25 protein-coding genes and 1 tRNA gene are annotated in these 25125 nt (G+C 61.8%); 12 read left to right on the plus strand and 14 right to left on the minus strand.

From position 1 onward, the window contains the following. Nucleotides 1-8: 8 nt before the first annotated feature. The 7 genes from mltG to WC811_RS17580 form a co-directional block, all read right to left on the minus strand. Nucleotides 9-1358: an endolytic transglycosylase MltG gene (mltG, locus tag WC811_RS17550; RefSeq protein WP_372646635.1), complete on the minus strand. Its 1350-nt coding sequence runs from the start codon at nt 1356-1358 to the stop codon at nt 9-11. A gap of 132 nt (nt 1359-1490) precedes the next feature. Further along, nucleotides 1491-2753, minus strand: coding sequence for a beta-ketoacyl-ACP synthase II (gene fabF, locus WC811_RS17555; RefSeq protein WP_372646636.1), 1263 nt, complete (start codon nt 2751-2753; stop codon nt 1491-1493). 137 nt (nt 2754-2890) lie between these two features. Beyond that, nucleotides 2891-3133: an acyl carrier protein gene (locus WC811_RS17560; RefSeq protein WP_013215676.1), complete on the minus strand. Its 243-nt coding sequence runs from the start codon at nt 3131-3133 to the stop codon at nt 2891-2893. A gap of 401 nt (nt 3134-3534) precedes the next feature. Beyond that, complete coding sequence (gene fabG / locus WC811_RS17565) at nt 3535-4278, minus strand: 3-oxoacyl-[acyl-carrier-protein] reductase (protein ID WP_372646637.1); 744 nt, start codon at nt 4276-4278, stop codon at nt 3535-3537. A gap of 10 nt (nt 4279-4288) precedes the next feature. Then, nucleotides 4289-5236 (minus strand): ACP S-malonyltransferase, encoded by a 948-nt coding sequence (gene fabD / locus WC811_RS17570; RefSeq protein ID WP_372646638.1) that lies wholly within the window; start codon nt 5234-5236, stop codon nt 4289-4291. Between the two features lie 163 nt (nt 5237-5399). Then, entirely contained in the window at nt 5400-5924 is a 525-nt protein-coding gene (locus WC811_RS17575; RefSeq protein WP_372646639.1) for a VOC family protein, read from the minus strand. A 224-nt stretch (nt 5925-6148) separates the two neighbouring features. Further along, entirely contained in the window at nt 6149-6391 is a 243-nt protein-coding gene (locus tag WC811_RS17580) for a hypothetical protein (RefSeq protein WP_372646640.1), read from the minus strand. Between the two features lie 371 nt (nt 6392-6762). Between WC811_RS17580 and rpsF the strand changes: the two genes are divergently transcribed. The 11 genes from rpsF to WC811_RS17635 all read left to right on the plus strand — a co-directional run bounded on the left by rpsF (nt 6763) and on the right by WC811_RS17635 (nt 17211). Then, complete coding sequence (gene rpsF / locus WC811_RS17585) at nt 6763-7347, plus strand: 30S ribosomal protein S6 (RefSeq protein ID WP_372646641.1); 585 nt, start codon at nt 6763-6765, stop codon at nt 7345-7347. Nucleotides 7348-7350: 3 nt separating this feature from the next. After that, nucleotides 7351-7605, plus strand: a complete 255-nt coding sequence (gene rpsR, locus WC811_RS17590) for a 30S ribosomal protein S18 (RefSeq protein ID WP_372646643.1) — start codon at nt 7351-7353, stop codon at nt 7603-7605. Between the two features lie 114 nt (nt 7606-7719). Continuing rightward, entirely contained in the window at nt 7720-8670 is a 951-nt protein-coding gene (locus tag WC811_RS17595; protein ID WP_372646644.1) for a DUF2232 domain-containing protein, read from the plus strand. A gap of 52 nt (nt 8671-8722) precedes the next feature. Continuing rightward, a complete protein-coding gene (gene rplI, locus WC811_RS17600) occupies nt 8723-9301 on the plus strand; it encodes a 50S ribosomal protein L9 (protein ID WP_372646646.1) in 579 nt (192 codons plus the stop codon). A 146-nt stretch (nt 9302-9447) separates the two neighbouring features. After that, nucleotides 9448-10956 (plus strand): replicative DNA helicase, encoded by a 1509-nt coding sequence (locus WC811_RS17605; RefSeq protein ID WP_372646647.1) that lies wholly within the window; start codon nt 9448-9450, stop codon nt 10954-10956. A gap of 34 nt (nt 10957-10990) precedes the next feature. Next, on the plus strand, nt 10991-12133 hold the full coding sequence (gene alr, locus WC811_RS17610) for an alanine racemase (RefSeq protein ID WP_372646648.1): 1143 nt from the start codon (nt 10991-10993) through the stop codon (nt 12131-12133). A 4-nt stretch (nt 12134-12137) separates the two neighbouring features. Then, nucleotides 12138-13514, plus strand: coding sequence for a DNA repair protein RadA (gene radA, locus WC811_RS17615; RefSeq protein ID WP_372646649.1), 1377 nt, complete (start codon nt 12138-12140; stop codon nt 13512-13514). A 55-nt stretch (nt 13515-13569) separates the two neighbouring features. Further along, entirely contained in the window at nt 13570-14202 is a 633-nt protein-coding gene (locus tag WC811_RS17620; protein ID WP_372646650.1) for a CvpA family protein, read from the plus strand. Between the two features lie 90 nt (nt 14203-14292). Beyond that, on the plus strand, nt 14293-15780 hold the full coding sequence (gene purF / locus WC811_RS17625; protein WP_372646652.1) for an amidophosphoribosyltransferase: 1488 nt from the start codon (nt 14293-14295) through the stop codon (nt 15778-15780). Nucleotides 15781-15816: 36 nt separating this feature from the next. Then, entirely contained in the window at nt 15817-16566 is a 750-nt protein-coding gene (locus WC811_RS17630) for an SDR family NAD(P)-dependent oxidoreductase (protein WP_372646653.1), read from the plus strand. A gap of 252 nt (nt 16567-16818) precedes the next feature. Next, complete coding sequence (locus WC811_RS17635; RefSeq protein WP_372646654.1) at nt 16819-17211, plus strand: DUF930 domain-containing protein; 393 nt, start codon at nt 16819-16821, stop codon at nt 17209-17211. A gap of 27 nt (nt 17212-17238) precedes the next feature. Here WC811_RS17635 and WC811_RS17640 read toward each other — a convergent pair whose 3' ends face one another. The 7 genes from WC811_RS17640 to WC811_RS17670 form a co-directional block, all read right to left on the minus strand. Continuing rightward, entirely contained in the window at nt 17239-18036 is a 798-nt protein-coding gene (locus WC811_RS17640; RefSeq protein ID WP_372646656.1) for an MBL fold metallo-hydrolase, read from the minus strand. After that, a complete protein-coding gene (locus WC811_RS17645; RefSeq protein WP_372646657.1) occupies nt 18033-18851 on the minus strand; it encodes a TatD family hydrolase in 819 nt (272 codons plus the stop codon). Before WC811_RS17645 ends, WC811_RS17640 begins: the two co-directional genes overlap by 4 nt. 53 nt (nt 18852-18904) lie before the next feature. After that, nucleotides 18905-20443 carry a methionine--tRNA ligase gene (metG, locus tag WC811_RS17650; protein WP_372646658.1) on the minus strand — a complete coding sequence of 513 codons (1539 nt, stop codon included), beginning with the start codon at nt 20441-20443 and terminating at the stop codon, nt 18905-18907. A 50-nt stretch (nt 20444-20493) separates the two neighbouring features. Next, nucleotides 20494-21615 (minus strand): DNA polymerase III subunit delta', encoded by a 1122-nt coding sequence (locus WC811_RS17655; RefSeq protein ID WP_372646660.1) that lies wholly within the window; start codon nt 21613-21615, stop codon nt 20494-20496. Further along, nucleotides 21615-22244, minus strand: a complete 630-nt coding sequence (tmk, locus tag WC811_RS17660) for a dTMP kinase (protein ID WP_372646661.1) — start codon at nt 22242-22244, stop codon at nt 21615-21617. The genes WC811_RS17655 and tmk overlap by 1 nt, the downstream gene beginning before the upstream one ends. A gap of 29 nt (nt 22245-22273) precedes the next feature. Further along, nucleotides 22274-23452, minus strand: coding sequence for a D-alanyl-D-alanine carboxypeptidase family protein (locus tag WC811_RS17665; protein ID WP_372646663.1), 1179 nt, complete (start codon nt 23450-23452; stop codon nt 22274-22276). A 122-nt stretch (nt 23453-23574) separates the two neighbouring features. Continuing rightward, nucleotides 23575-24726, minus strand: coding sequence for a septal ring lytic transglycosylase RlpA family protein (locus WC811_RS17670; RefSeq protein ID WP_372646664.1), 1152 nt, complete (start codon nt 24724-24726; stop codon nt 23575-23577). 285 nt (nt 24727-25011) lie between these two features. Here WC811_RS17670 and WC811_RS17675 point away from each other — a divergent pair. Further along, nucleotides 25012-25101, plus strand: a tRNA-Ser gene (locus WC811_RS17675). Nucleotides 25102-25125: the final 24 nt, after the last annotated feature.

The raw sequence follows: 25125 nt of genomic DNA on the forward strand, positions 1-25125 counted from the left end.
TTTGAATGTTATTGCCGCTTCGGCTTTCGGACCGGCAGCGGCATACCGGACGCGTCCGCGGACGCATCGGACGGCAAAGCCCCATCGCCGTCACCAGCTCCCGTCGACGGTGACACCACCTTCGCGGATTTCTGGCCTTTCGAAGTGGCGGATTTCGCAGGTTTTGTCGTCGGTATCGGAGCCGCGTCGTCGTCTTGATCGTCGGCCGATCCGCCCTTCGATTTCGCCTTCTCGACCTGACGCCATTTCTGCACGGCGTTGTTGTGATCTTTCAGGTTCTCGGAGAACGTATGCCCCCCCGTACCATCGGCGACGAAGTAAAGATCGCTGGTTTTCGCAGGGTGCAGCGCAGCAAGAAGAGCCGGTTTGCCTGGATTGCAGATCGGCCCCGGCGGCAAGCCGTTGACCTGATACGTGTTGTAGGGCGACTTGGTCTCGATGTCGGCCTTCGTGATGCCACGACCCAGCGCCCCCTGCCCGCCGACGATGCCATAGATGATCGTCGGATCGGACTGCAACCGCATGCCCTTGCGCAGGCGGTTATAGAAAACGGCCGCGACCCGGTCGCGCTCATCGGCGCGCCCTGTTTCCTTCTCGACGATCGATGCGAACGTCACGAGTTCTTCGATTGACCGCACCGGAACATCCGGATCGCGCTGCTCCCAAAGTTCGGCCATCGCCTTCTGCATGTCCGAACCCATGCGATCGAGGATCTCGCTGCGCGAAGCACCCTTCGAGAAATAATAGGTATCCGGCAGCAGCGTCCCCTCGGGCGGGACGTTCGCGATTTCGCCGCTGAGATTAGGCTCCGCCTTCAGGCGTTCGACGATCTGCTCGCTCGTCAAACCTTCGGGCAGCGTCGCCTTGTAGAGGATAGACTTGCCCCCTGCGAGGGTGTCGATCACATCCCGCATCGACGCATGGTCTTTGATTTCGTATTCGCCGGCTTTCAGCTCACCCGTTTTCCGGCCGCCCAGAAACCCCTGCAGAAGATAACCGCCGACGAACGTCCAGCGGTTCGTGATAACCCCTTCCCGTTCGAGGCGCTCCGCAATGGCGATGCGCCCTTCGCCCTTGGGAATGATGACCGTGCGTTGGGCAGTCAGCGGCCCCGGACTTTCGAACTGATGGAAAACCAGGATGGCCCCGCCGCCGAGGAACAGCATGATCACGAGAGCTGCGGTGAATACGCTGCTGATCGCGCGCACGAATCCGGTGAATGTGCGTGACGGTTCGCGTGCCTGAACACCGCGCGGACGGCTCGGCGCCCGGCCCGGCTCCAACCGTTCCGCAGGGCTTCGAGCTCCGGCCGTTCGAGACGTCTTGGTGCCGTCCGAACGCTTCCTGTTTTGACTCATGATACCGCGAGCACCGTCATTGAAGGAGCACTGCGCACGAGGGCACGTGCCTCAAATTGCGGTGCTCAATCCCCCCACCCGCGCCGGACGCTCGCCGTAAAATGTGGCGAAAACGCGTACCTGACCGTGCCTTTACGCCACCCGGCGCAGAACCAGAGAGGCATTCGTCCCGCCAAAGCCGAACGAATTTGAAAGCGCGATATTGATGTCACGCTTCTGTGCCTTGTGAGGCACAAGATTGATTGAGGTCTCAACCGACGGATTATCGAGATTGAGCGTCGGCGGAACGATGTTGTCGCGAATTGAGAGCGCGCAGAAAATCGCTTCGATGGCACCCGCTGCACCGAGGAGATGGCCGGTCGCCGACTTCGTCGACGACATCGCCAATCCGCCGGTGCTGTTGCCGAACAGGCGTTCGACGGCCTTCAACTCGATCTCGTCGCCCATCGGCGTTGAAGTGCCGTGTGCGTTGACGTAATCGATGTCGCTCGGTGTCACGCCTGCGCGCTTCAGGGCCGCCTTCATACAGCGGTAAGCACCATCACCGTCTTCGGCCGGCGCCGTGATGTGGTAGGCATCCGCCGACATGCCGTAGCCGATGACCTCGGCGTAAATCGTCGCGCCGCGCGCCACGGCGTGCTCATAACTTTCGAGCACCACGACGCCCGCGCCCTCGCCCATGACGAAGCCGTCGCGATCCCTGTCGTAGGGCCGGGAGGCTTTGGTCGGCGCATCATTGAAGCCGGTAGAGAGAGCGCGGCACGCGGCAAAACCTGCCATCGCGATCCGGCAGATCGGGCTCTCCGTTCCACCCGCGACCATGACGTCGGCGTCGTCGAGAGCGATGATGCGAGCAGCGTCGCCAATGGCATGCGTGCCGGTGGCACAAGCCGTTACGACGGCGTTGTTCGGACCGCGCAAGCCGTGCTTGATCGAAACATAACCGCCGGCAAGATTGATGAGGCGCCCCGGAATGAAGAACGGCGACACGCGCCGCGGGCCTTTCTCTTTCAGCAGCAGCGAAGTATCCGCGATGCCCGAAAGACCACCGATGCCCGAGCCGATGAGAACGCCCGCGCGTTCCTGCGCCTCTGCGGTATCGAGCTTCAATCCGGCATCGGCGATCGCCTGGTCCGCAGCGGCAACGGCGTAGATGATGAAATCATCGACCTTGCGCTGCTCCTTCGGCTCCATCCAATCATCGGGATTGAATTTGCCGTCTGAGGCCGCTCCGCGCGGAACGAAGTTTGCGATCTGACAGGTGATGTCGGAAACTTCGAATTCCTCTACGCGCCGCGCACCGCTCTGGCCCGCGAGCAAATTGGACCATGACGCCTCGACGCCAGATCCCACCGGGGTAACAAGCCCCAATCCTGTAATAACGACACGGCGCATCAATGAGTTTCTTACTTGCTGTTGGCAGTACGAGATCGGCGCTGGGCGCGTGAAGGGGGCCGGTCACCCAGCCCCCTGTAAATCCTGCCCAAAAGGCGCAATGGCGCCAGGGAAAATTCCGGAAGCGCGAAAGCTGCTTAAGCCGCGCTCGCGTTCTTTTCGAGGAACTTGACGGCGTCGCCGACCGTCAGAATGTGCTCGGCGGCATCGTCCGGAATTTCGCAGCCGAATTCCTCTTCGAACGCCATCACGAGTTCAACAGTATCCAAACTATCCGCGCCAAGGTCGTCGATGAAGCTGGCGTTGTCGGTGACCTTGTCGGCCTCGACCCCAAGATGCTCCACGACAATTTTCTTCACGCGCTCTGCGACATCGCTCATCGTCAATCCTCGTGTCTTTCTAATTTTTGGCGGCCTTTTATGGCCCGCCTGTTCGCCCTGCAGAACCCGCTATAAACCGCATGACAGGATTTCAACTTACGGGAAGTGTAGCCTGTTCGGATAGGGGTACGCCCAGTTTCAAGAAGTCTTTTTTCCTTAGTCGCCCTAGCGTGAGTCTTCCGCTTAGGCACCGTCCCCACATTGCACGTCACTGGGTTTTCCCCAGTTTCGCACCGTCCCGACGACGCGATTTTCACGCCGCAAAACCGTGGTGTCGTTAACACACTTCACCAGCAATGCAAAGCATCTGGTGACGCAGTTGGCAACGCCGGAAACTACGATAGGAAAGACGCCGATAAATCAAGCATTCTCGGCGTTTACCATCATTCGCTGAATTCCAATCAGACCATCGCCATTCCGCCGTTGATGTGGAGGGTCTGGCCGGTGATGTACCCACCTTCGTTGGAAGCGAGATAGAGGCAACCGGCCGCAATGTCCAACGGCTCGCCGAAACGCTGCGCCGGTATCATTTGAGCAATTTCGCCCTTTTGCTTGTCCGTCAGCACGTCCGTCATGTTGGTTTTGATGAAACCCGGTGCGACGCAGTTCGCGGTAATGCCGCGCGACGCGACCTCGCGCGCCAGCGATTTGGTCATGCCGATCATGCCTGCTTTCGAAGCGGCGTAATTGCCCTGGCCCGGATTGCCGAAAACGCCCGAAACGGATGCAATATTGATGATCCGGCCATAACCCGTCTTCGAGCGCATCATGTGGCGCGAAGCGGCGCGGCACAGCATGAACGTCGACGTCAGGTTGACGGCAATGACGTCGTCCCACTGATCATCCTTCATCACCATGAACAGATTGTCCTTGGTGAGACCGGCGTTGTTGACCAGGATATCGAGCCGTCCCAGCGCCTTTACCGCTTCGTCGATCAGTTTCGCGACGGCGGCGCGATCCGCGAGATCGCAGGGGATAACGTGCACTCGGTCGCCAAGTTCTTTCGCAAGCGCATCAAGCGCCTCGACTTTGCGGCCTGATATCGCGACGGCGGCGCCGGCCTTGTGGAACACGCGCGCGATCTCGGCACCAAGTCCGCCCGTCGCGCCCGTAACGAGCGCGGTTTTGCCGGTCAGATCAAACATAGAGGTCTCCTTATGAACTGAGAGCGGCCAGCGCCGCGTCGATATCGGAAGGGGTGCCGAGGCTCACCGCGTTGACGTTTGGAGCCGTTCGCTTGACGAGGCCCGCAAGGATCTTCCCGGCGCCGATTTCGTAGAAATCCGTCACGCCGTCCGCCGCCATGAACGCAACGCATTCGCGCCAGCGCACCGTGCCCGTCACCTGCTCGACGAGCCGCTTCCTGATTTCGTCGGGATCGGAAATAGGCTGCGCCAGCACGTTCGCGACCACGGGCACGACCGGCTTGTGAACGGTGACGTTCGCCAGCGCTTCCGCCATCGCATCGGCAGCGGGCTGCATCAACTTGCAATGGAACGGCGCCGATACAGGAAGCGGCACGACGCGGCGGACGCCAAATGTCTTGCCGATCTCCACAACGCGATCAATCGCGGTTTTGTGCCCGGCAAGCACGACCTGCGTCGGCTCATTATCATTCGCGATCTGGCAAATGTCGCCCTGCGCCGCCGCCACCGCCACTTTTTCCGCAACGTCGACGCCGACACCGAGAAGTGCAGCCATCGCACCGACGCCGACGGGAACGGCCTTCTGCATAGCGCGACCGCGCAGCCTGAGGAGACGCGCAGCATCCGCCAGCGAAAACGCCCCGGCGGCTGCAAGCGCCGAATATTCGCCGAGCGAATGCCCGGCAACGAATTTCACTTTATCCGCGAGCGAAACGCCCTTTTCTTTCTCAAGCACCCGCATGACCGCCATCGAAACGGCCATGAGCGCGGGCTGCGCGTTTTCAGTCAGCGTCAGGGTCTCTTTCGGCCCCTCCCAGATGAGCGCCGACAGCTTCTCGCCCAGCGCGTCATCGACTTCATCGAACACGGCGCGAGCAGCCGGAAATGCCTCGGCCAGCGCCTTACCCATGCCGACGTCTTGGCTGCCTTGACCTGGAAAAACGAAAGCGCGTGCCATCGTGCTGAGGGATACCTTGTGCTGGAGTGCGGGAAGCTCAAATCGCTGGGCCAAACCGCTGGAAAGCTCGGCGGCCTTAGTCCCCCGCCGCCCCGCCGGTGTCAAGAGACGCGGGGAATAGCCAACCGCCGTGCCTCAGAACGGGCAGCATCCACGAAGGAAGCTATCTGGCGGACGCCGGTTCGCGCAAAAGATCCCGGAGATCCAGCGCCTTGGTGAACATCGAGAGATTGCCGGCGGCGTCGCGCGGCCACTCCCCTTCCGAACGGTCCCAGTAGAGTTCAACGCCGTTGCCATCGGGATCGTCGAGATAGACCGCTTCGCTGACGCCATGGTCGCTGGCGCCGGTCAGCTTGATGCCGGCGGCAGTCAACCTGCGCAGCGCGTCGGCCAGGGCCGCGCGCGTCGGATAGAGAATAGCGACATGGTAAAGTCCCGTCGTGCCCGAAGGCGGCCGGCTCCCTCCCCCGCTTTCCCAGGTGTTGAGCCCGATATGATGGTGATAGCCACCGGCCGATATGAAGGCTGCTTGATTGCCCATCCGTTGGATCAGATCAAAGCCGAGCACCCTACAATAAAAATCGAGTGCCCGCTGAAGATCGGCGACTTTCAGGTGGACGTGACCGATGCGGACTCCGGGATCGATCGGGCCCGGCCCTGCTGCAATCGCTTCGGAAGATGCGCCCATATCGAAGACCTCAAAACGCTGAATAACGAATGATTTGGCCTGATATGTGGGCTGGCAGGACGCAGAGAGCAAGCTCGCTTATCGCGGCGGCTCGCCAGCAAATGAACGAAAAAAAGCGCCGCGAAACCGCGACGCTCAAATGCCGACGAAATCATGCCGCAACGCACCGTCAGCCGTTGGGCAACTGCGGATGTGGTTCGCCACGGATAGACTTTACGTGCCGATTAACCTTCGACCGTCTCGACTTCGCAAAGCTCGCCATCGATCAGGTCGAAAAGCACATCAGTGCCTGACTCTTCAGCGGCCGCGAGCGCTTCGACGAGGTCGTCGTCGATCGGCGCGATTTTCAAAGCTGCGACGTCGGCTGCGCCGTTCTCCTCCATCGACGCCTCGCCTTCGCTGCGGGCAGTCTCTTCATCATCTTCGACCGCCCAGATCGTTTCCTCGGTATAGGCAGCAAACTTCATGTTGGTTGGTCTCCCTCAACGCGCCGGATCCTAGCCCGGCCACCTCCCTTAGGGCATGATTCCCGTGTTCGCGGAGTGGCACCCGTGCGGTTGTCGACGGGAAATTCTGCAAGGTGCGGGGACCTGCCCGGCTTGCCCTCGGCCGAAATTCCTGTATAAGCCCGCCTTTCCGTTCGGTAGGAGGCTGAACGGGGGCTCGGGTTGCATTTGCCGTTAAGGCTTTGCATTTCCGGGAGGTGCTTTCCGGCGCCGCCCCCCAGTGTCTTCTCCTATTTGGTGCCAGATCGGCCTTTCTCGGGCCTTTTGGGGCTTTGCGCCGACGGAAAGCAACACACGTCGAAAGACGAACTCAAACCGAAAGGCCAACCCGTATGCCACTTTACGAGCATACGTTCCTGGCGCGCCAGGACGTTACCCAGGCCCAAGTTGAAGCTCTGATGAAGGAATTCCAGGGCGTCATCGAAGAAGGCCAGGGCAAGATCACCAAGCAGGAATACTGGGGTCTCAAGAACCTCGCCTTCAAGATCAAGAAGAACCGCAAGGCACACTATGCGTTCTTCAACGTCGACGCTCCCCCGGCCGCCGTCACCGAGATGGAACGCCGCATGGGCATCAATACCGACGTCATCCGTTTCATAACCGTCCGCGTCGAAGAACTCGAAACCGAGCCGAGCATCCAGATGCGCAAGCAGGATCGCGACGAGCGCGGCGATCGTGGTGATCGTGGCTTCGGCGGCCCTGGCCGTGGTGGTCCGCCGCGTGGCGACCGTGGTGGCTTCGGCGGCCGTGAAGGCGGCTCGACGTTCCGTTCGCGTCCTCCGCGTGAGGGCGATTCTCGTCCCCCCCGCGACGGTGATCGCGGTCCGCGCCCGCCGCGTGAAGGCGAAGCGCCTCGTGCGCCGCGTCCGCCGCGCGATTCCAATCCCGGTTCATCAAATCCTGGCTCGGAGGGCTAACCCATGGCAGAGATCGCTTCCTCCGGCGGCGCCGCCCGCCGCCCCTTCCAGCGTCGCCGCAAGACGTGCCCCTTCTCGGGCGCCGGCGCTCCGAAGATCGATTACAAAGACGTCCGGACGCTTGGCCGTTACATCTCCGAGCGCGGCAAGATCGTGCCAAGCCGCATTACGGCTGTCTCGGCGAAGAAGCAGCGTGAGCTGGCCCGCGCCATCAAGCGCGCCCGCTTCCTCGGGCTGCTGCCTTACGTAATCAAGTAAGACATCGAGCTGGGCGGACGACGATCCGCCCGGCTTGCCTTTCAACTCGTTGGGTCAGGACGGCGATGCCGGATTTGACCCTAACCGCTCAAGATCGCGGGACAGCAAAGCGACATGCCGACAAAAGTCTTCATACTTGCCCTTGCCGCGGGCTTGATTTCGGCAGTCGTCTTCGCGTCAGCGACGGCGGGAGCGTTCCTGCTCCGCATCGTTCTTTTTCTGCTGACTCCGCTGTCGCTCTATCTGACCGGACTTGGCCTTGGTCCGATCGCGGCCGCCATCGCCGCCATCACCGCGACGGCCGGCGTCCTGCTGATCGCCAATCCTCTCGCGGCCGGCGTTTATGCCGTCAGCACCGCGCTCCCTGCCGTTGTCTGTACTCGGCTCACGCTTCTCAGTCGCGAATCCGACGGCGAGCGCGAATGGTATCCGATCGGCCGGGTTACCGTTGCCGCCGCCATTTTTGCGGCGGCCTTCGCAATCCTCGCCCTGATCCTGATGGGCGGCGATATCGATACGCTGACCAAGTTGCTCCGGACCGTCGTCGAGTCGTTCGTCAAGACAGAGCTTTCGCAAATTCCCGGAGCGCCCGAAATCGGCCCAGCCGAAATAGACGATATCACGCGCTCGACACTCTTTTCCCTTCCCTGGGCGCTGGGCATCCTCGCGATGGGAACGATCCTGCTCAATCTCTGGCTCGCGGCCCGTATCACGCGTGCATCCGGACGGCTTCAGCGTCCGTGGCCTGATTTCGCGACGTTCGCGATGCCGACCGGAGCGACGTTCACACTTTTGATTGCGATCGCGCTAACGTTCGTCGGCGGTCTCGCGGGGCTGGTCGCGGCGGGCGTCGCGGCGCCCTTTACTCTGGCATTTGCCCTCGTCGGCCTGGCGCTCATTCACTCGCTCACGCGCGGATCGCCGTGGCGAACATTCATACTGACCTCGCTGTACGTGGGTCTGATTTTCGTTCCCCACATCGGCCTGCTGCTCGCTCTCGCCGGGCTGGCCGAAACGGTCTTCCACTATCGATCGGCCGGAAAGCCCCCAGAAACACCGAACTGACGTCAAACCGAATATTCGCAAGTCCCGCTTTCAAAACTAGGAGTCACAACACATGCAAGTTATTCTGCTTCAACGTATCGGCCGCCTCGGCCAGATGGGCGACATCGTCAACGTCAAGAACGGCTACGCCCGCAATTACCTGCTGCCCCAGAAAAAGGCTCTCCGCGCAACCGACGACAACAAGAAGGTCTTCGAAGGCCGCCGCGCTCAGCTTGAAACCGAAAACCTCGCCCACAAGGCCGATGCCGAAGCCGTCGCCGCCAAGCTCGAAGGCAAGTCGTTCGTTCTCATTCGCGCTGCCGGCGACACCGGCCAGCTCTACGGTTCGGTTTCGACCCGCGACATCGCCACGGTCATCACCGAGGGCGGCTTCACCGTCGACCGCAACCAGATCGTGCTTGAAAAGCCGATCAAGGCGCTCGGCTTGACGCACGCCAAAGTCCAGCTTCACCCGGAAGTCATCTGCTCGGTTTCGATCAACATCGCCCGTTCGCAGGACGAAGCCGACAAGCAGGCTCGCGGCGAGAATGTCGCCGTCGTCAAGGAAGAGGCACTCGAACTCGAGACGTTCAATCCCGACTCGGCCTTCGACGAAGGCGCGGCCCCCGCTGACGAAGACGAATCGGAATAAGCCCGCCTCAACTGCCCGAAGCTTGGCCGTTGCGCATTTCCCACGGCCAAGCACTTCCGGACGAGCATGTTGATAGCGGGGAAGGTTCGCAGGTTGTATCAACGTAATCTCCCGGACGCGATCAGGAATCGGTTAGCGTCCGGGCCATGGCAGACCCCGCATTCCTCGCAACCGAGAAGCTCAAAAAGGCAGTCTCGGCAAATGAGCCGCTGACATTCCGTCAGCCGCCTCACAATCTCGAAGCCGAGCAGGCGCTCCTCGGTGCGATCCTCGTCAACAACGAGGCTCTCGACCGCGTTTCCGGCTTCTTATCGCCCGATCATTTCTTCGATCCGTTGCACGCGCGGATCTACGAAACGCTCGGAACCCTCATTCATGCCGGCAAGACCGCGACGCCGATCACGGTGAAGACGTTCTTCGAGAACGTCGAGCCGATCGACGCCAACATGACCGTGCCTCAATATCTCGGCCGGCTCGCGGCAAACGCCACGACGATCATCAATGCCGCCGAATACGGACGGACTGTCTACGATCTCGCGACGCGTCGCTCGTTGATCATCATCGGCGAAGATATGGTCAACACGGCCTACGATAGCGCCGTCGACCATGCGCCGCGCGCCCAGATCGAAGAATCCGAAGGCCGCCTCTACTCGCTCGCCGAGCAGAACAAGTACGGCAAGGGCTTCGAGAGCTTCAAATCGGCGTTGACCACCGCCATTGAGATGGCGAACAGCGCTTTTCAGCGCGCCGGTCATCTCTCGGGCGCTTCAACGGGTCTTTCCGATCTCGACAACAAGCTCGGCGGCTTGCAACGGTCCGATTTGATCATCCTCGCGGGCCGTCCCTCGATGGGCAAGACGGCGCTTGTGACGAACATCGCCTACAACGTCGCCAAGGCCTATCGTGGCGAGCGCCAGCCGGACGGCACCATGCTGACTGCCGACGGCGGCATCGTCGGATTCTTCTCGCTTGAAATGTCGTCCGAGCAGCTCGCGACACGTATTCTGGCCGAGCAGGCCGAGGTCTCATCGGAAAAAATCCGCCGCGGCATGATCGACGAGAACGAATTCCGCAAGCTCTCGGAAGTCGCCGCCGAGATGGGCCGCATCCCACTCTATATCGACCAGACTGGCGGCATCACCATCGCGCAGCTCTCGGCTCGTGCGCGTAAACTGAAGCGGCAGAACGGCCTCGACCTTCTCGTCGTCGACTATCTTCAGCTTCTTGCTGGTTCCAAAGCGCGCGAAGGCAACCGCGTGCAAGAAATCACCGAGATCACGACGGGCCTGAAGGCGTTGGCGAAGGAGCTCGCGGTTCCCATCATCGCCCTGTCGCAGCTTTCGCGTCAGGTCGAACAACGCGAAGACAAACGCCCTCAGCTCTCCGACCTGCGCGAATCGGGCTCGATCGAGCAGGACGCCGACGTCGTCATGTTCGTGTACCGCGAGGAATATTACGTCGAACGGACAAAGCCTGCCGAAGGAACGCCCGAATTTGCCGATTGGATGGCGAAGATGAGCCAGGCCTCCGGCAAGGCCGAAGTCATCATCGGTAAGCAGCGCCACGGCCCGGTTGGCACGGTTGAGCTGTCGTTCGAGGGTCAATACACGCGCTTTGGCAATTTGGCCCGAGACTATATGCTGCCCGAACGGTGATCGGGGCTGTCGGGGCTCCGGGTGGGAACGTGACATGACGGTGAATGCGCGAATGCCCGAAAGCCTCGCGAGCGCCACGGGAACGATTACGGTCGATCTCGGACGCGTGGCGTCGAACTGGAAGGCGTTGGCAGCAAAGGTCGCGCCGGCGCGCTGTGCCGCCGTCGTCAAAGCCGACGCCTATGGCCTCGGCGCCGAACGCGTCATCGCGGCTCTCTCGCGTGCGGGCTGCACGGCCTTCTTTATCGCGACGCCGGACGAAGCGGAGGCGGCCCGCAAAATCGCGCCCAGCGCCGACATCTATGCTCTCGACGGACTCGTTGGAAATGTCGCCGCTGCATTCGCGCGCCTCGCGGTGATGCCGGTGCTCTCGACCCTCGATGACATCGTCGCGTGGTCGGCTCTGTGCCGTGCCCGTGGCGAAAGGCTTCCCGCCGCTATTCACATCGATACCGGCCTCCATCGTCTCGGCCTTCCCGTGCGTGACGTGCGCCGTCTTGCGGCCGACACCTCGATGATGACCGGTATCGACCTCGCCTTGGTTATGAGCCACCTCGCATCCGCCGATAACCCACACGACCCGAAGAACCGCGATCAGCTTGTCGCGTTTGAAACACTCACGGCGCTGTTCCCAAACATCCCGAGAAGCCTCGCAGCGTCCGACGGGCTGATGCTCGGTCCGGCATTCCATTTTGATCTCGTGAGGCCGGGCTACGCGATTTACGGCGGACAGGCGTCCCAAATTGCGCCCGCGCCCGTGCAAGCCGCCGTAACCGTTTCAGCCCGCATCCTTGCCGTCGCCGATGTCGCGCCCGGCGAAACGGTCGGATATTCCGCGACGTGGCGCGCCAAACGCCCGAGCCGCATCGCGACGATCGCGGCCGGTTACGCCGACGGCATCCCGCGTAACGCCAGCGCCCCTGACGGCCGCCCTGGTGGCCATGTGCTGATCAGCGGCCATCTTGCGCCGATCGTCGGACGCATCTCGATGGACCTCGTCACCGTCGACGTGACGGACCTTCCGGGTGGGGCTGCGATGCCCGGCGAATTCGCGAAACTCGTCGCGGAAGAACTGACGATCGAGGACGCAGGATATGCCGCTGGAACCATCGGCTACGAAATCCTGACGCGCCTCGGACGCCGCTTCACGCGCCTCTATCTCGACGACAATCCATAAGGCCATGGCAAAGCCCTCTCGCTCTCTCTTCGTCTGCCAGGCTTGCGGTGCGACCACACCGCGCTGGGCTGGAAAGTGCGCCTCGTGCGGCGAATGGAACACGCTCGTCGAAGAGACGGACGCAGGTCCGCCGCCGGGCTCAGGCGTCACGCGTCAGAGCAAGGGCCGCGTCATCAAGCTTGAGACGCTGAAGGGCGAGGCTCAGGAGGCACCGCGATTTTCGAGCGGCATCTCCGAACTCGATCGCGTCACCGGGGGCGGTTTCGTTCCGGGCTCCGCGATCCTCATCGGCGGCGAGCCCGGCATCGGAAAATCGACGCTTCTGCTCCAGGTCGCGGCGTATGTCGCACGGAGCGGCGGCCGGGCGCTTTATTTTTCGGGCGAAGAAGCCGTCGCGCAGGTGCGCCTCCGCGCCACCCGGCTCGGCCTCGCTGACGCCCCGGTCGGGCTCGCGTCGGAAACCAATCTGTCGAGCATCCTGGCAACTCTCAGTGACGGCAAGGCGCCGGACCTGATCATCATCGATTCCATTCAGACGCTCTGGGCCGATACCCTCGATGCCGCGCCCGGGACCGTCAGCCAAGTGCGGGCAGCAGCGCAATCGCTTATCCGTTTCGGCAAGATGGCGGGCTCCGCAATGCTGCTCGTCGGCCACGTCACGAAAGACGGCCAAATCGCCGGACCGAAGGTCATCGAGCACATGGTCGACACCGTGTTGTATTTCGAAGGCGATCGCGGCATGCCTTACCGCATTCTCCGCGCCGTCAAGAATCGCTTCGGCCCGAGCGACGAGATCGGCGTCTTCGAGATGGTGAGCGGCGGACTGCAAGAGGTCGCCAACCCATCCGAGCTGTTCCTTGGAGATCGCGACAGCCGCAGCCCGGGCTCCGCGATTTTCGCGGGTGTCGAGGGGACACGCCCCCTCCTCGTCGAAATCCAGGCGCTAGTCGCGCCGTCCGGCTTCGGCACGCCGCGCCGCGCGGTCGTGGGCTGGGACAGCAACCGACTCGCCATGCTGCTGGCCGTGCTCGATGCCCGCTGCGGGGTTTCGTTCGCAAGCCATGACGTCTATCTGAACGTCGCAGGAGGCCTGAAGATCACCGAACCCGCGGCCGACCTCGCCGCCGCCGCGGCGCTTTTGTCATCGATATCCGGCATTGCCTTGCCGCGTGACGCCGTCTATTTCGGTGAGGTCTCGCTCTCCGGCGCCGTGAGAGCCGCCGCAATGATGACGCCCCGCCTGAAAGAGGCGTCCAAACTCGGATTTGGACAAGCGGTCTTGCCCGAAAGTGGCGAGGTCGATGTCCAGGGAATGAAGGTGTCGCTATCCCGCATCGCGCACCTCAAGTCACTTGCAGAGGCTACGGCACCATGCGACTGATTTTCCGGGCGAGTCTCAGGCTCGGGGGGCACGCAATCAAAGAGGGAATTCGGCCATGGTCGGTCCATTCACTTATCTAGACCTGGCACTGATTGCCGTCTCGTTCATCTCCGGTCTCCTTGCGATGTACCGGGGATTCGCACGCGAGCTGCTTTCAATCGTATCCTGGATTTCCGCAGCCGGCGTCGGCTACTGGATCTTCGCCACCAAAAAGGACATGACAGCCGACATCGCGGCGCAGACGAGTTTGCCGCCGCAAATCGCGACAATCGCCGTCGCAGTGGTCGTCGCCCTCATCGTTCTCATCATTGTACACCTGATCACCGCGCGCATCTCCGATGCAATTCTCGACAGTCAGGTCGGCATGATCGATCGGGCGCTTGGGTTTATTTTTGGTGTCTTGCGCGGCTTCCTTCTCTTCGTCATCCCGTACATGGCTTACGAAGCCTTCATCTCTCCCGAGCAGGACAAGCAGCATCCCCTTGTTCGGGATGCGTTTTTTAGGCCGTATGTGAAGGCGACGGGCGAGTCGATCCGGAATGTTCTGCTGCAGGTCATTCCGCAGCCGTCCACCGCGCCGCCGGCTACGCCTAACGAAGCGCCTGGGCAACAAGGGCGTCTTGAGCAAAAGGGTCGTTCAGTCGCGCTGGTCATCGGCGGCGAGCGGTACTATATGACGCTCGCGTGACGCAGGCCGCGTCATGAGAGTCGACACGATCGGAATTGGTTACCCGGCGTATCGGGCAGAGCAGGGCGGCTCAATCGCGGGAGGTGCCTCATGGCACAGCAAGGCGGCACGACCACGATCGACGGTCTGACCTTCACGCGCTATGGCGATGATCGCCTTCGCGAAGAATGCGGCGTCTTCGGCATCTTCGATCATCCCGATGCGGCGGCGATCACCGCGCTGGGCCTTCACGCCCTTCAGCATCGCGGTCAGGAAGCCTCCGGCATCTGCTCCTATGATGGGCGCAATTTCCACTCCGAGCGCCGCATGGGCCTCGTCGGCGACAACTTCTCCAAGCCCGACGTTCTCGCCCGCCTCAAAGGCCGTATGGCGATCGGCCATGATCGCTACTCCACCACCGGCGATCCCCTCATCCGCAACGTCCAGCCGCTGTTCGCCGATATCGATACCGGCGGCTTCGCCGTCGCCCACAACGGCAATCTGACGAATGCTTTGACGCTGCGTCGCGAACTCATTTCCTCTGGCGCCATCTGCCAGTCGACGTCCGATACCGAAGTTATCCTTCATCTCCTGTCGCGCTCCAAGAAACGCCGCATCGTCGAGCGTCTCGTCGACGCCATTCGTCAGGTCGAAGGCTCCTACGCCCTCGTTTGCTTGACGAACGACATGATGATCGGCGTCCGCGACCCAGTCGGCATCCGCCCGCTGGTCATCGGCCGCCTGGGGACGTCTTATGTCCTGGCGTCTGAAACCTGCGCCCTTGACATGGTCGGCGCCGAGTTTCTGCGTGAAGTCGAAAACGGTGAAGTCGTAGTCATCACCGACGAAGGGCTCGAAAGCCATCGTCCGTTCCCGATGCGCCCCGCCCGGCCCTGCATCTTCGAATATATTTACTTCTCGCGGCCGGATTCGATCACGGGCGGCCAGACCGTTTATGACATCCGCAAGCGCATGGGCATCGAGCTGGCACGCGAATCCGCGCCTGCCGCCGACGTCATCGTTCCGATCCCTGACTCCGGCGTTCCCGCCGCAATCGGCTTCAGCCAGCAGAGCGGCATCCCGTTCGAACTTGGCATCATCCGCAATCACTACATCGGCCGTACCTTCATCGAACCCGAGCAGCGCATCCGCCAGCTCGGCGTCAAGCTGAAGCATTCGGCGAACTCGGGCGTCATTCGCGGCAACCGCGTCGTCCTCATCGATGACAGCGTCGTGCGCGGCACCACTTCGAAAAAGATCGTCCAACTTATCCGTGACGCCGGCGCCGCCGAAGTCCACATGCGGATATCCTCACCGCCGATCACGCACCCTGATTTCTACGGCATCGACACGCCGAGCAAGAAAGACCTGCTCGCCGCCAACATGACGCTCGATGAGATGCGCGATTTCATGGAAGCTGACAGCCTTGCCTTCCTTTCGGTCGACGGCATCTACCGCGCCATCGGTCTCGGCGGCCGGGATAACCGCGCGCCGCAGTTCACCGATCACTGCTTCACTGGCGATTACCCGACCAATCTGACCGATTACGGTGGCGAGCCTGTTCCGCGGCAGCTTTCACTTCTCGCCGAAGTCGGATGATGGCGGCTTGTCCGTCCGTTGCTTAAAGAGTGACACATGACGGGCACGCCTCTTTCCACAACAACTCCCCTATCGGGGCGCATCGCGCTCGTCTCGGGCGCATCGCGCGGCATAGGCCGTGCCGTCGCGATCGGACTGGCGAAGGCCGGAGCGCATGTCATCCTGGCAGCTCGGTCACTCGGTGCGCTCGAAGCTGTCGATGACGAAATTCGCGCTTCCGGCGGCGCGGCGACCCTGCTGCAGCTCGATCTCAGAAAAGGCGACCGCGTCGATCAACTCGGCCCGACGATCTACCAGCGCTGGGAGCGGCTCGACATCCTCGTCGCCAACGCCGGCATTCTCGGTCCACTCTCGCCGCTGGGCCATACGACCGACGACGGTTTCCTCGCGACGATCGACATCAACCTCACGGCCAACTGGCGCTTGATCCGCACGCTCGATCCGCTCTTAAAGCGCTCGGACGCAGGACGCGCCATATTCGTGACCTCGGGCGCCGCCAGCGGCAAGTATGCGTATTGGGGCGCCTATTCCGCCTCTAAGGCCGGTCTCGAAGCCCTCGTCAAAACCTGGGCCGCCGAGCTTGTAAATACCCCGGTTCGAGCCAACCTCATCAACCCAGGCGCAACGCGCACGCAGATGCGCGCTAAGGCGTTTCCCGGCGAGGACGCGGCGGCACTTCCCGCGCCCGAGGATCTGGTTCCGCTCTTTCTCGAACTCGCCTCCCCCGAGTGCAAGAGAAACGGCGAGACGATCAATTTTCGTGAGTGGCGCGACCCGCTGTCGTAGCTGTCGCAGATTGATCCTCCACGAGTGACGGCGCCCGCCCGTGTGCCCATGTCATCAAATTTACATTTTCGACAACTTCACCGCTCGGCGTCCGGAGTTCAGCGAAAACCCCTGCGGGGTTCACAGCGCTGCGCTGCACCGACGAATCTTGCCTCATTACGGTCACATCATCGCGCGCTTTGGCGGTCGCGGTCGGGGGGCCGCTTTGGGTCCGCAAGGTCTCTGGGAATTGAAATTGGGGAAGTCAGGGGAATGCTCTCGAACAGAAGTCTTCTACTGTTGCTGATGTTTGCGGGCAGCACGCAAACGGCGCTGGCAGATGCATCGATGGATCGCGTCCTCCAGGAATTGGAACCCGAAGAACGAGCCCATCAAGTCTGCAATTTGCGCGGCCTCGATGCGGTCCGTAAGGGCAGCCATCTCAAAGGCGTCGATCGCGTTACGACCACTATTCAGAAACCCGCGACTTTCAAGGATAACGTGGTGACCGCGAAGGGTGGCGCGGTGCGCGCTAAAAATCACTGGTACTTCCTCGATTTCACCTGCGCCGTCAGCGACGATCAGATGCGCGCCAAATCCTTCGACTACAAGCTCGGCACGGAAATCCCCGAAGGCAAATGGGAAGACTTCGGTCTGTGGAAATAATTCGCGGCGTTGTCGCCGCCGCCCGCCTCAACTGAACGAAATCATCATTCCGTCGTAGGCCGGTTCGACGCCGGCCGGCAGATCCCGCGCCAGCGTCGCATAGTCGAGCTCGCTCGTCATATGAGTCAGGATCGTGCGCTTCGGTTTGAGGCGTTCGGTCCAAGCCAGCGCCTGCTTCAGGCTGAAATGGCTCTCGTGCCCCGCATGCCGTAACGCATCGACGATCCAAACATCGAGTCCTTCCAGCAGCGGAATAGACTCGGCCGGAATGTCGTTGATGTCAGGCGAATAAGCGAGATTTGAAACGCGGTAGCCGAGTGAGTGGATCGCCCCGTGCCATTGCACGATCGGCTGCGCGGTGATCGCGCCACCCCCACCCGGGATCACAACCGGCGAAACGCCGTCAATTTCGCGGCCATTCAGCATCGGCATGTAGGGCGAGCCGGGTGGTGTCTCGAAGCAATACGAGAAACGCGACTTCAGGCTGTCACCCGTCGCCTTGTTGAAATAGACGTCCACGCGCTTCTTCATCGCGAACGCCACCATGCGCAAATCGTCAATGCCGTGCGTGTGGTCCGCGTGATCGTGCGTATAGAATACGCCGTCGAGCGCCGTGAGACGCGTCGATAGAATCTGCTCGCGAAAATCCGGCGACGTATCTATCAGGACCGATGTTCTACCGCCCGAGCCCGTGCGCTCGATGAGTGCGGAACATCGGAGACGCCGGTTCTTCGGATTCTCAGGGTCGCAAGCGCCCCAGTTCATTCCGATGCGCGGTACGCCACCGGAAGAGCCGCAGCCCAATATCGTGCATCTATAGCTCATGCTGCGGCAGACCCGCCAGCTGTTGACGAAACGGATTTCGGCGGCTTCGCCTTGCTGTAGAGCCTAAAGAAATTTTCCGTCGTCGCAGCGGCGATTTCGTCAGGTGAAATGCCTTTCGTGGCGGCAAGTGTTGCGGCAGTGCGCACGACATACGACGGCTCGTTGCGCTTTCCCCGGAACGGCAAGGGTGCCAGGAACGGCGCGTCCGTTTCGACGAGCACGCGATCGAGCGGCACGTCGCGCGCGATCTCCCGCAGGCCTTCCGAGTTTTTGAACGTGATCACGCCGCTGAAAGACACATAGAGACCAAGCTCAAGCGCGCGCATCGCGAGTTTGCGTCCACCCGTGAAGCAATGCAGCACGGCCGGAAAAGCACCTTTGGAATGTTCCTCTTCCAAAATGGCAATCGTATCTTCGTCGGCATCGCGCGTATGGATCTCAAGCGGCAAACCGGTTTCACGCGCTGCCGCTATGTGCCGGCGAAAACCTTCGGCCTGCGCGCTGGGCGTCGAGTTCTCATAGTGGTAATCGAGACCGGCTTCCCCGATCGCGACCACCTTCGGATGCTGCGCGATTTCGACGATGCGTTCGAGCGGGATATCCAGTTCTTCGTGCGCGTTGTGCGGATGCGTGCCGACCGAGCAATAAACGTCGTCGAAGCGTTCGGCGACCGCTTTAACCTCGTCGAATTTCCGGATGCGCGTCGAGATCGTGACCAGCGTCAGGACACCGGCCGCGCGCGCCCGCGCGACGACGGCATCGAGCTCTGGCGCGAACTCGGGAAAATCGAGATGGCAATGGTGATCGACAAGCATCGGGTCTTTTTACCCTCCAGCGGCCCAAACGCGCCGTGCGGCGCGTTGTCCGCTCACTCCGGGGCGACGTAACGCGGGAAAACGCCTTGCGGCTCAGGGATCTTCGTTCCCGGCTTCAAACGCCCCTGGCTCCCAAGGCTCGCAAACGTGCGGTCCTCCGGCGAAACGGCAAGTAGATCGAGTAACTTCGCCGCGCTCTCGGGCATTACGGGTTGAATGAGAAGCGCGAACTGCCGCACGCATTCCGCCGTCACGTAAAGGATCGTCGCCATCCGTGCCGGATCGGTCTTCTTTTTCGCCCACGGCTCTTCAGCCGCAAAATAGCGATTGGCTTCGGCGATGACGGTCCACACGGCGTCGAGATACCTGGTGACGGCCTGTTTATCCATTTCCGCACGCGCGGCGACGTAAAGCCCATCCGTCGCTGTGACGATGGCGTTATCCGCTTCGCTGAAGGCGCCCGGCTGGGGAATGACGCCGTCGCAGTTCTTGAAGATCATCGACAGCGAGCGCTGCGCCAAGTTCCCGAGGTTGTTCGCGAGATCGGCGTTGATGCGGTTGATGATGACTTCCGACGAATAGCTCCCGTCCTGCCCGAACATCACTTCGCGCAAAAAGAAGTAGCGCACGGCATCGCGTCCATAGGCATTCACCAGATCGAACGGGTCGACGACGTTGCCGACGGACTTCGACATCTTCTCGCCGCGGTTGAAAAGAAACCCGTGCGCGAAGACGCGCTTCGGCAGCGCGATGCCAGCCGACATCAGAAAGGCCGGCCAGTAGACGGCGTGAAAGCGCACGATGTCCTTGCCGATGATGTGCACGTCGGCGGGCCAGTAGTGCCACTTTTCGGCGGCCGTATCGGGATAGCCCGCCGCCGTGATGTAGTTCGTCAGCGCGTCGACCCACACGTACATGACGTGCTTTTCGTCTCCCGGAACCGGAACGCCCCAGTTGAAGGTCGAGCGCGACACCGATAGATCCTTGAGGCCCGACCTGACGAAGCTTGCGACCTCGTTGCGCCGTTCGACCGGCCCCACGAACTCCGGATCATTTTCGTAAAGTTCGAGCAGCTTGTCCTGATAGGCGGACAGGCGGAAAAAATAGCTCTCTTCTTCGGTCCACTCGACCGGCGATCCGAGCGGCTCGCGACGCACGCCGTCGTCTCCGACGGTCGTTTCTTTTTCGTCGAAATAGGCTTCCTGGCGGACGGAGTACCAGCCGCCGTAGCGGCCGAGGTAGATGTCGCCGTTGGCGGCCATGCGCTCCCAGATGGCCTGACAAGCCTTGTAATGGCGCGGCTCCGTCGTGCGGAAGAATTCGTCGTTCGAGCCGCCAAGCGTCTCGATCATCGCGCGGAAGATCGCGGAGTTGCGGTCGGCGAGTTCCAGCGGCGTCACGCCTTCCTTCTCCGCGGTCTGCTGCATCTTGAGGCCGTGCTCGTCCGTGCCCGACAGAAAGAACACGTCCTTGCCGTCGAGGCGCGCGAAACGGGCCAGCGTGTCGGTCGCGATGACGGTATACGCGTGACCGATGTGCGGCTTGCCGTTGGGGTAGAAAATCGGCGTCGTGATGTAATATTTTTCCGCCACTCTCGGGTTCTTTCTGAAGTGCCTGATGTGGGCGCGGAGGAGCGCCCTGCTCAGCCGCGGCTCGCGGCCTCGAGGCGCGCGAAACTTCCGAGGATGAGCGATTTCCGGTCAAGGTTGAGCGTAACCGTGTCCGCCTTGTCGCGGGCCAGTGTTTCCCATAGCTCGGCAAAAGTGGCAAGGCGCTCAGGCCCGATAAGCCGCCGCCCGAGCTCGACGTCGCGTGACGCCCCCTGGCCCGTCGCCGCCGCCGAGATCAGACGCCCGAGACTCGCTTGGTAAAGGTCCATGAACAGTTGGAATTTGCGATCCTGCGCCAATGGCTGCAATTCGTCGGACAAGCCATGAACGGCCCTTAGGTCGAGCTTCGGAAGGCCTCCGAGGAGCTGATCAATGCGGCCTTGGAGCGCAAGACCGCCGCCACCGAGCAATGTCAGCGCCCGCCCCACGCTGCCTCCCGCAAGCGGCAGGAGCTTGTCCCAATCGTGGTCCTCGGGAATGTCTTTAACGGCGGTCGTCAACGCCTGCGATGCGGCGCGCTTCAAATCACTGTCCGCGAGCGAGGCCATCGCAATGACGCGGCAGCGCGAGCGGATCGTCGCGAGCAACCGCCCCGGCGCCGATGTGATCAGCAGGAAAATCGTCCGGCCTGGCGGCTCTTCGAGCGACTTGAGCAGGGCGTTGGCCGCATTGAGATTGAGATCGTCGGCGCTGTCGACAATGACGACGCGACGGCCTTCATCACCCGCGCTCAATGCGAGAAAGCCCTTGAGCTTGCGCACCTCGTCGACCGGAATGATCTGCGAAAAGCGCTTCGTCTTCGGATCGTAAGGCCGACGGATTACGAACAGCGACGGATGCGAGAGCGCGCGTACCTGCCGGTCGGTTCGAGAGCCGGGCTCAACCGCGAGCCCTTGACCGAACATATCGCGCTCGTCGGGTTGTGCCAGAGCCGCACGCGCGACCTGATAAGCAAGCGTCGCCTTGCCGATCCCCGACGTCCCCGTCAACAGCCAAGCGTGATGCGTTCGCCCTCCCGCAAGCGCCTCTGCGAAAATCGATTGGGCGGCGTCCTGGCCGTAAAGCACGCGCGTGTCGCGCGGATGCGGAAAATCGTCGAGGCGATCCGCTTCCGGCAACGCCTCGATGTCGGCCGCAAGCGGCGCGCGCGCCATCAATCCGCCTCAGCGAGGAGGTGTGCCGAAACCGCTTGCCACACCGCCGTCTCGACGCTCGCGACCGGAAGATAGCCGTCGATCAACACACAGCGTTGCGGCTCCGCAGTCGCGATCTCAAGAAAACCCTCACGCAGGGCTTCGTGCGTCTCGATCCGTTGCGCGTCGTACCGCGAAAGCGTGCCGCGCGACTGCGCGCGCTCGACACCTTCGTTCGCGGGCACATCGAGGATCAACGTCAGATCCGGATAATCGGGCGCGACGGTGAAGCGTTCAAGCTGCTCGATGAAGGTCCGCTCGATGCCATAGAGTTTGCCTTGGTACACGCGCGTCGAGTCGATGAAGCGATCGGAGATAACCCATGTCCCCTCGTCGAGCGCCGGACGGATGATCGACGTCATGTGCTCCGCCCGCGCCGCCGCGAAAAGCAAAAGCTCCGTGACGGGGTCCGTCGGGCGATCCTTCATGATGAGTTCGCGTACGTCTTCACCGACCGGGGTACCGCCTGGCTCGCGTGTCACGACAACCGGAATACCGGCTTGTTGAAGCCGCTCCGCCAGACGTTTCGTCTGGGTCGACTTTCCAGTCGCCTCGCCGCCTTCGAATGTGATGAATTTTCCGCGCTTCATGGCTCGCCTCTGTTGCCGGCGGGCGTAATCTAGAGTGCCAACCGGCGCAAGGCCATTAGCACAAGCGAATCCACGCCCTGACGGACGATCCCGCCTTTCGACACGTCTTCCGTAGCATAAAGCGGCACCTCGGCCGAAGCGCTGCTGGAACTCGAAATGCGCAGCGTCGCGACCTGATCGCCCTTTTTCACGGGTGGCTTGAGGGGGGCCTTGTAGACGATCTCCGCCGAAATCTTTTGGCTTGCCGGATATTTGGGCATCGTAAACATGACGTCATCCTTCGCCGCAAGGGGCACATACCAGATCTTCCCGCCCCAAACGCGCGCTTGCCCGACAACCTCCCCTCCGTCGAACAACTTGACCTCGCTGAACGATTGGAAGCCCCAGTTGAGCAGCTTGGCAGCTTCGTCCTTCCGCTGGTCCGCCTTCTCGACGCCGCTGACCACCACGATCAACCGCTTGCCGTCCTGCACCGCCGATCCGACGAGGCCGTAGCCCGCCGCCGCCGTATGCCCCGTTTTCAAACCGTCCGCGCCGATGTTCAAGAACAGGAGCGGATTGCGATTGATGAAACGATGCTTGCGATAGAGAAATTCCTTCTGGCCGAAGGCGGGATAGAATTCCGGATATTCGTTGATGAGATAGCGCGAGAGAATGGCAAGTTCCCGCGCCGTCATCAAATGGTTCGGATTGGGGAGCCCAGTCGCATTCGCAAACGTCGATTTCACGAGACCGATGCGCCGCGCCTCCTCGTTCATCATGCGCGCGAAGGCGGCCTCGGTGCCCGCCATTCCCTCCGCGATGCACATCGCGGCGTCGTTGCCAGACTGGACCGTGACACCCTGAATAAGCTCATCCACCGACGCCTTGGTATTCACCGGCACCATCATCGCGGACGTGCCGGAGGGCGCCCCGCCGTTTCGCCAGGCGTTGACGCTCATCGTGAATTCATCGGTCTTGTGGACGCGCCCTTCCTTGATCGCCCGGAAGAGCACCGCGAGCGTCATCAGCTTGCTCATGCTCGCGGGCGGCACAAGCTCGTCGGCATTATGCTGGAACAGAATGGCTCCGGTGGCCGCATCCATCAGGATGGCGCGGGGAGCCTTCGTCGTGAAAGCGGATTCGGCTGCAGCCGCGCTTCGAGGAACCGCACCGGAAAATCCGACGATCACGACTAGGCTGAGCCAAATGCCCCACGTCTTCCACATCGCTCGAATCGCGTCCGTTTGATGCCGCCAGGAATAGACGACCCGACTGATGCAAGCCGAAGTATCCAACTCCATCGCAACATGGTCAACGCTAGGTTAACGGCAATGACGCAATGGCCGGCTCAATCGCTGACGATTGCAGTATTTCCAACACCATATGTCGCAATGCGGTCTTGCGCACGGGATGCCTCGTTTTGTGAGAACGGCCCGACGCGAACACGGTAGACTTGTGCTCCGTTGCCGGCTTGTAACGGCGCCACTTCGACCGGACCGAGCGCGCCCAGTTCCCGCCGCAACCGCTCTGCGTTCGAGCGATCCCGGAAAATTCCGACTTGTACATAGGCCCGGCCAGAGGCTGCCGCCCCATCCACCGTGCCGGAGGAAAATGCCGCGCCAGGATCATAGGCATCGCCGTTGTCGGATGACACTTGCGCAGGCGCGAAGCGTTGCGGCGTATCGAAGGGCTCAGGCGCCGCCGTGAGCGACATCCGGCCCTGCCCGACATCCCGCTCAGCGATGCTCGCGGTCTGCAGGAATGTGCGTGATCGTTGCGCCGGCGCTGGGGGCGGGGGAACGGATTTGCCCGCGAGCGACGCCCGGTAAGCATTGGGATCCCATCGGTCCGACGCCTCAGGTGCGAAGGTCGCCGCCGGCTGCGCCTCGGCCGAAGCATAGTCCCGAGGAGCCGGAGCGCTCCGATCCGCAAACTGCTGTCGCCACTGGAGCGAGGCCAGGTATTGCCGCTCCCGAGTGTCGTCGCCGTTGAGAGGCGCCAAACCGGCGAACCGCACGCGTACGCGCGCCCGCCCTTTTGCGAGATAGCCGAGTTGCTTAGCCGCCGCATACGACATATCGATGAGACGGTCGTTGACGTAGGGGCCGCGGTCGTTGACGCGAACCAGGATGGTTTTCCCGTTATCGACGTTGGTGACATAGGCATAGCAAGGCAGCGGCAAAGTCGGGTGCGCGGCCGTCAGGGAATTGGCATCGAAGATCTCGCCATTGGCCGTTTTACGACCGTGAAAATCCGCGCCATACCAGGATGCTACGCCATATTCGTCGTAATTTGGATTATCACGTGGGACGTACCATTTGCCCGCCACCTTGTAGGGCGAACCGAGCTTGAAGGAGCCGCCGCCCTTCGGCACGTAATTGGAAGCAACACGCGGGCTGCTGCTGACGCCGTATTCGCTTTCGGAAAAGACCGACCGCGAAACGCCGGTCAGGGATTGCGGAGAAGGATCGCTTGAACACGCGCTTAAAAGCGCGGTCACGCTCGCTGCCAGCATCAGCCGGCAAGACAGCCGGCCACAAGGGCGACTTTCCATGTACGCAAACCCAACTCGATACGCTACGCCCGCCCAAGCGCACCCTCCCCCTCATGACACACGGGAACGGTGGCCGAAGCATGCCTGAATGATGACAAAAGCAGCTTAGGATCAGGTTAAGCGCGCCGGCTTGAGGCTGACGGCTTGAGGCCGGCGTCGGAACCCGCTAGGAGAGCGCTCCGGCCAAGCGGATCGTGTCGCCTCTATCGGGCGTTCTCGCATGTAGGCCCTGGAGGGGTGGCCGAGTGGTTTAAGGCACCGGTCTTGAAAACCGGCGTGGGCGCAAGTCCACCGTGGGTTCGAATCCCACCCCCTCCGCCAACTTGGGTCTGACGGCGTCGGTCT

This window comes from Hyphomicrobium sp., assembly GCF_041659645.1.
GTDB lineage: Bacteria > Pseudomonadota > Alphaproteobacteria > Rhizobiales > Hyphomicrobiaceae > Hyphomicrobium_B.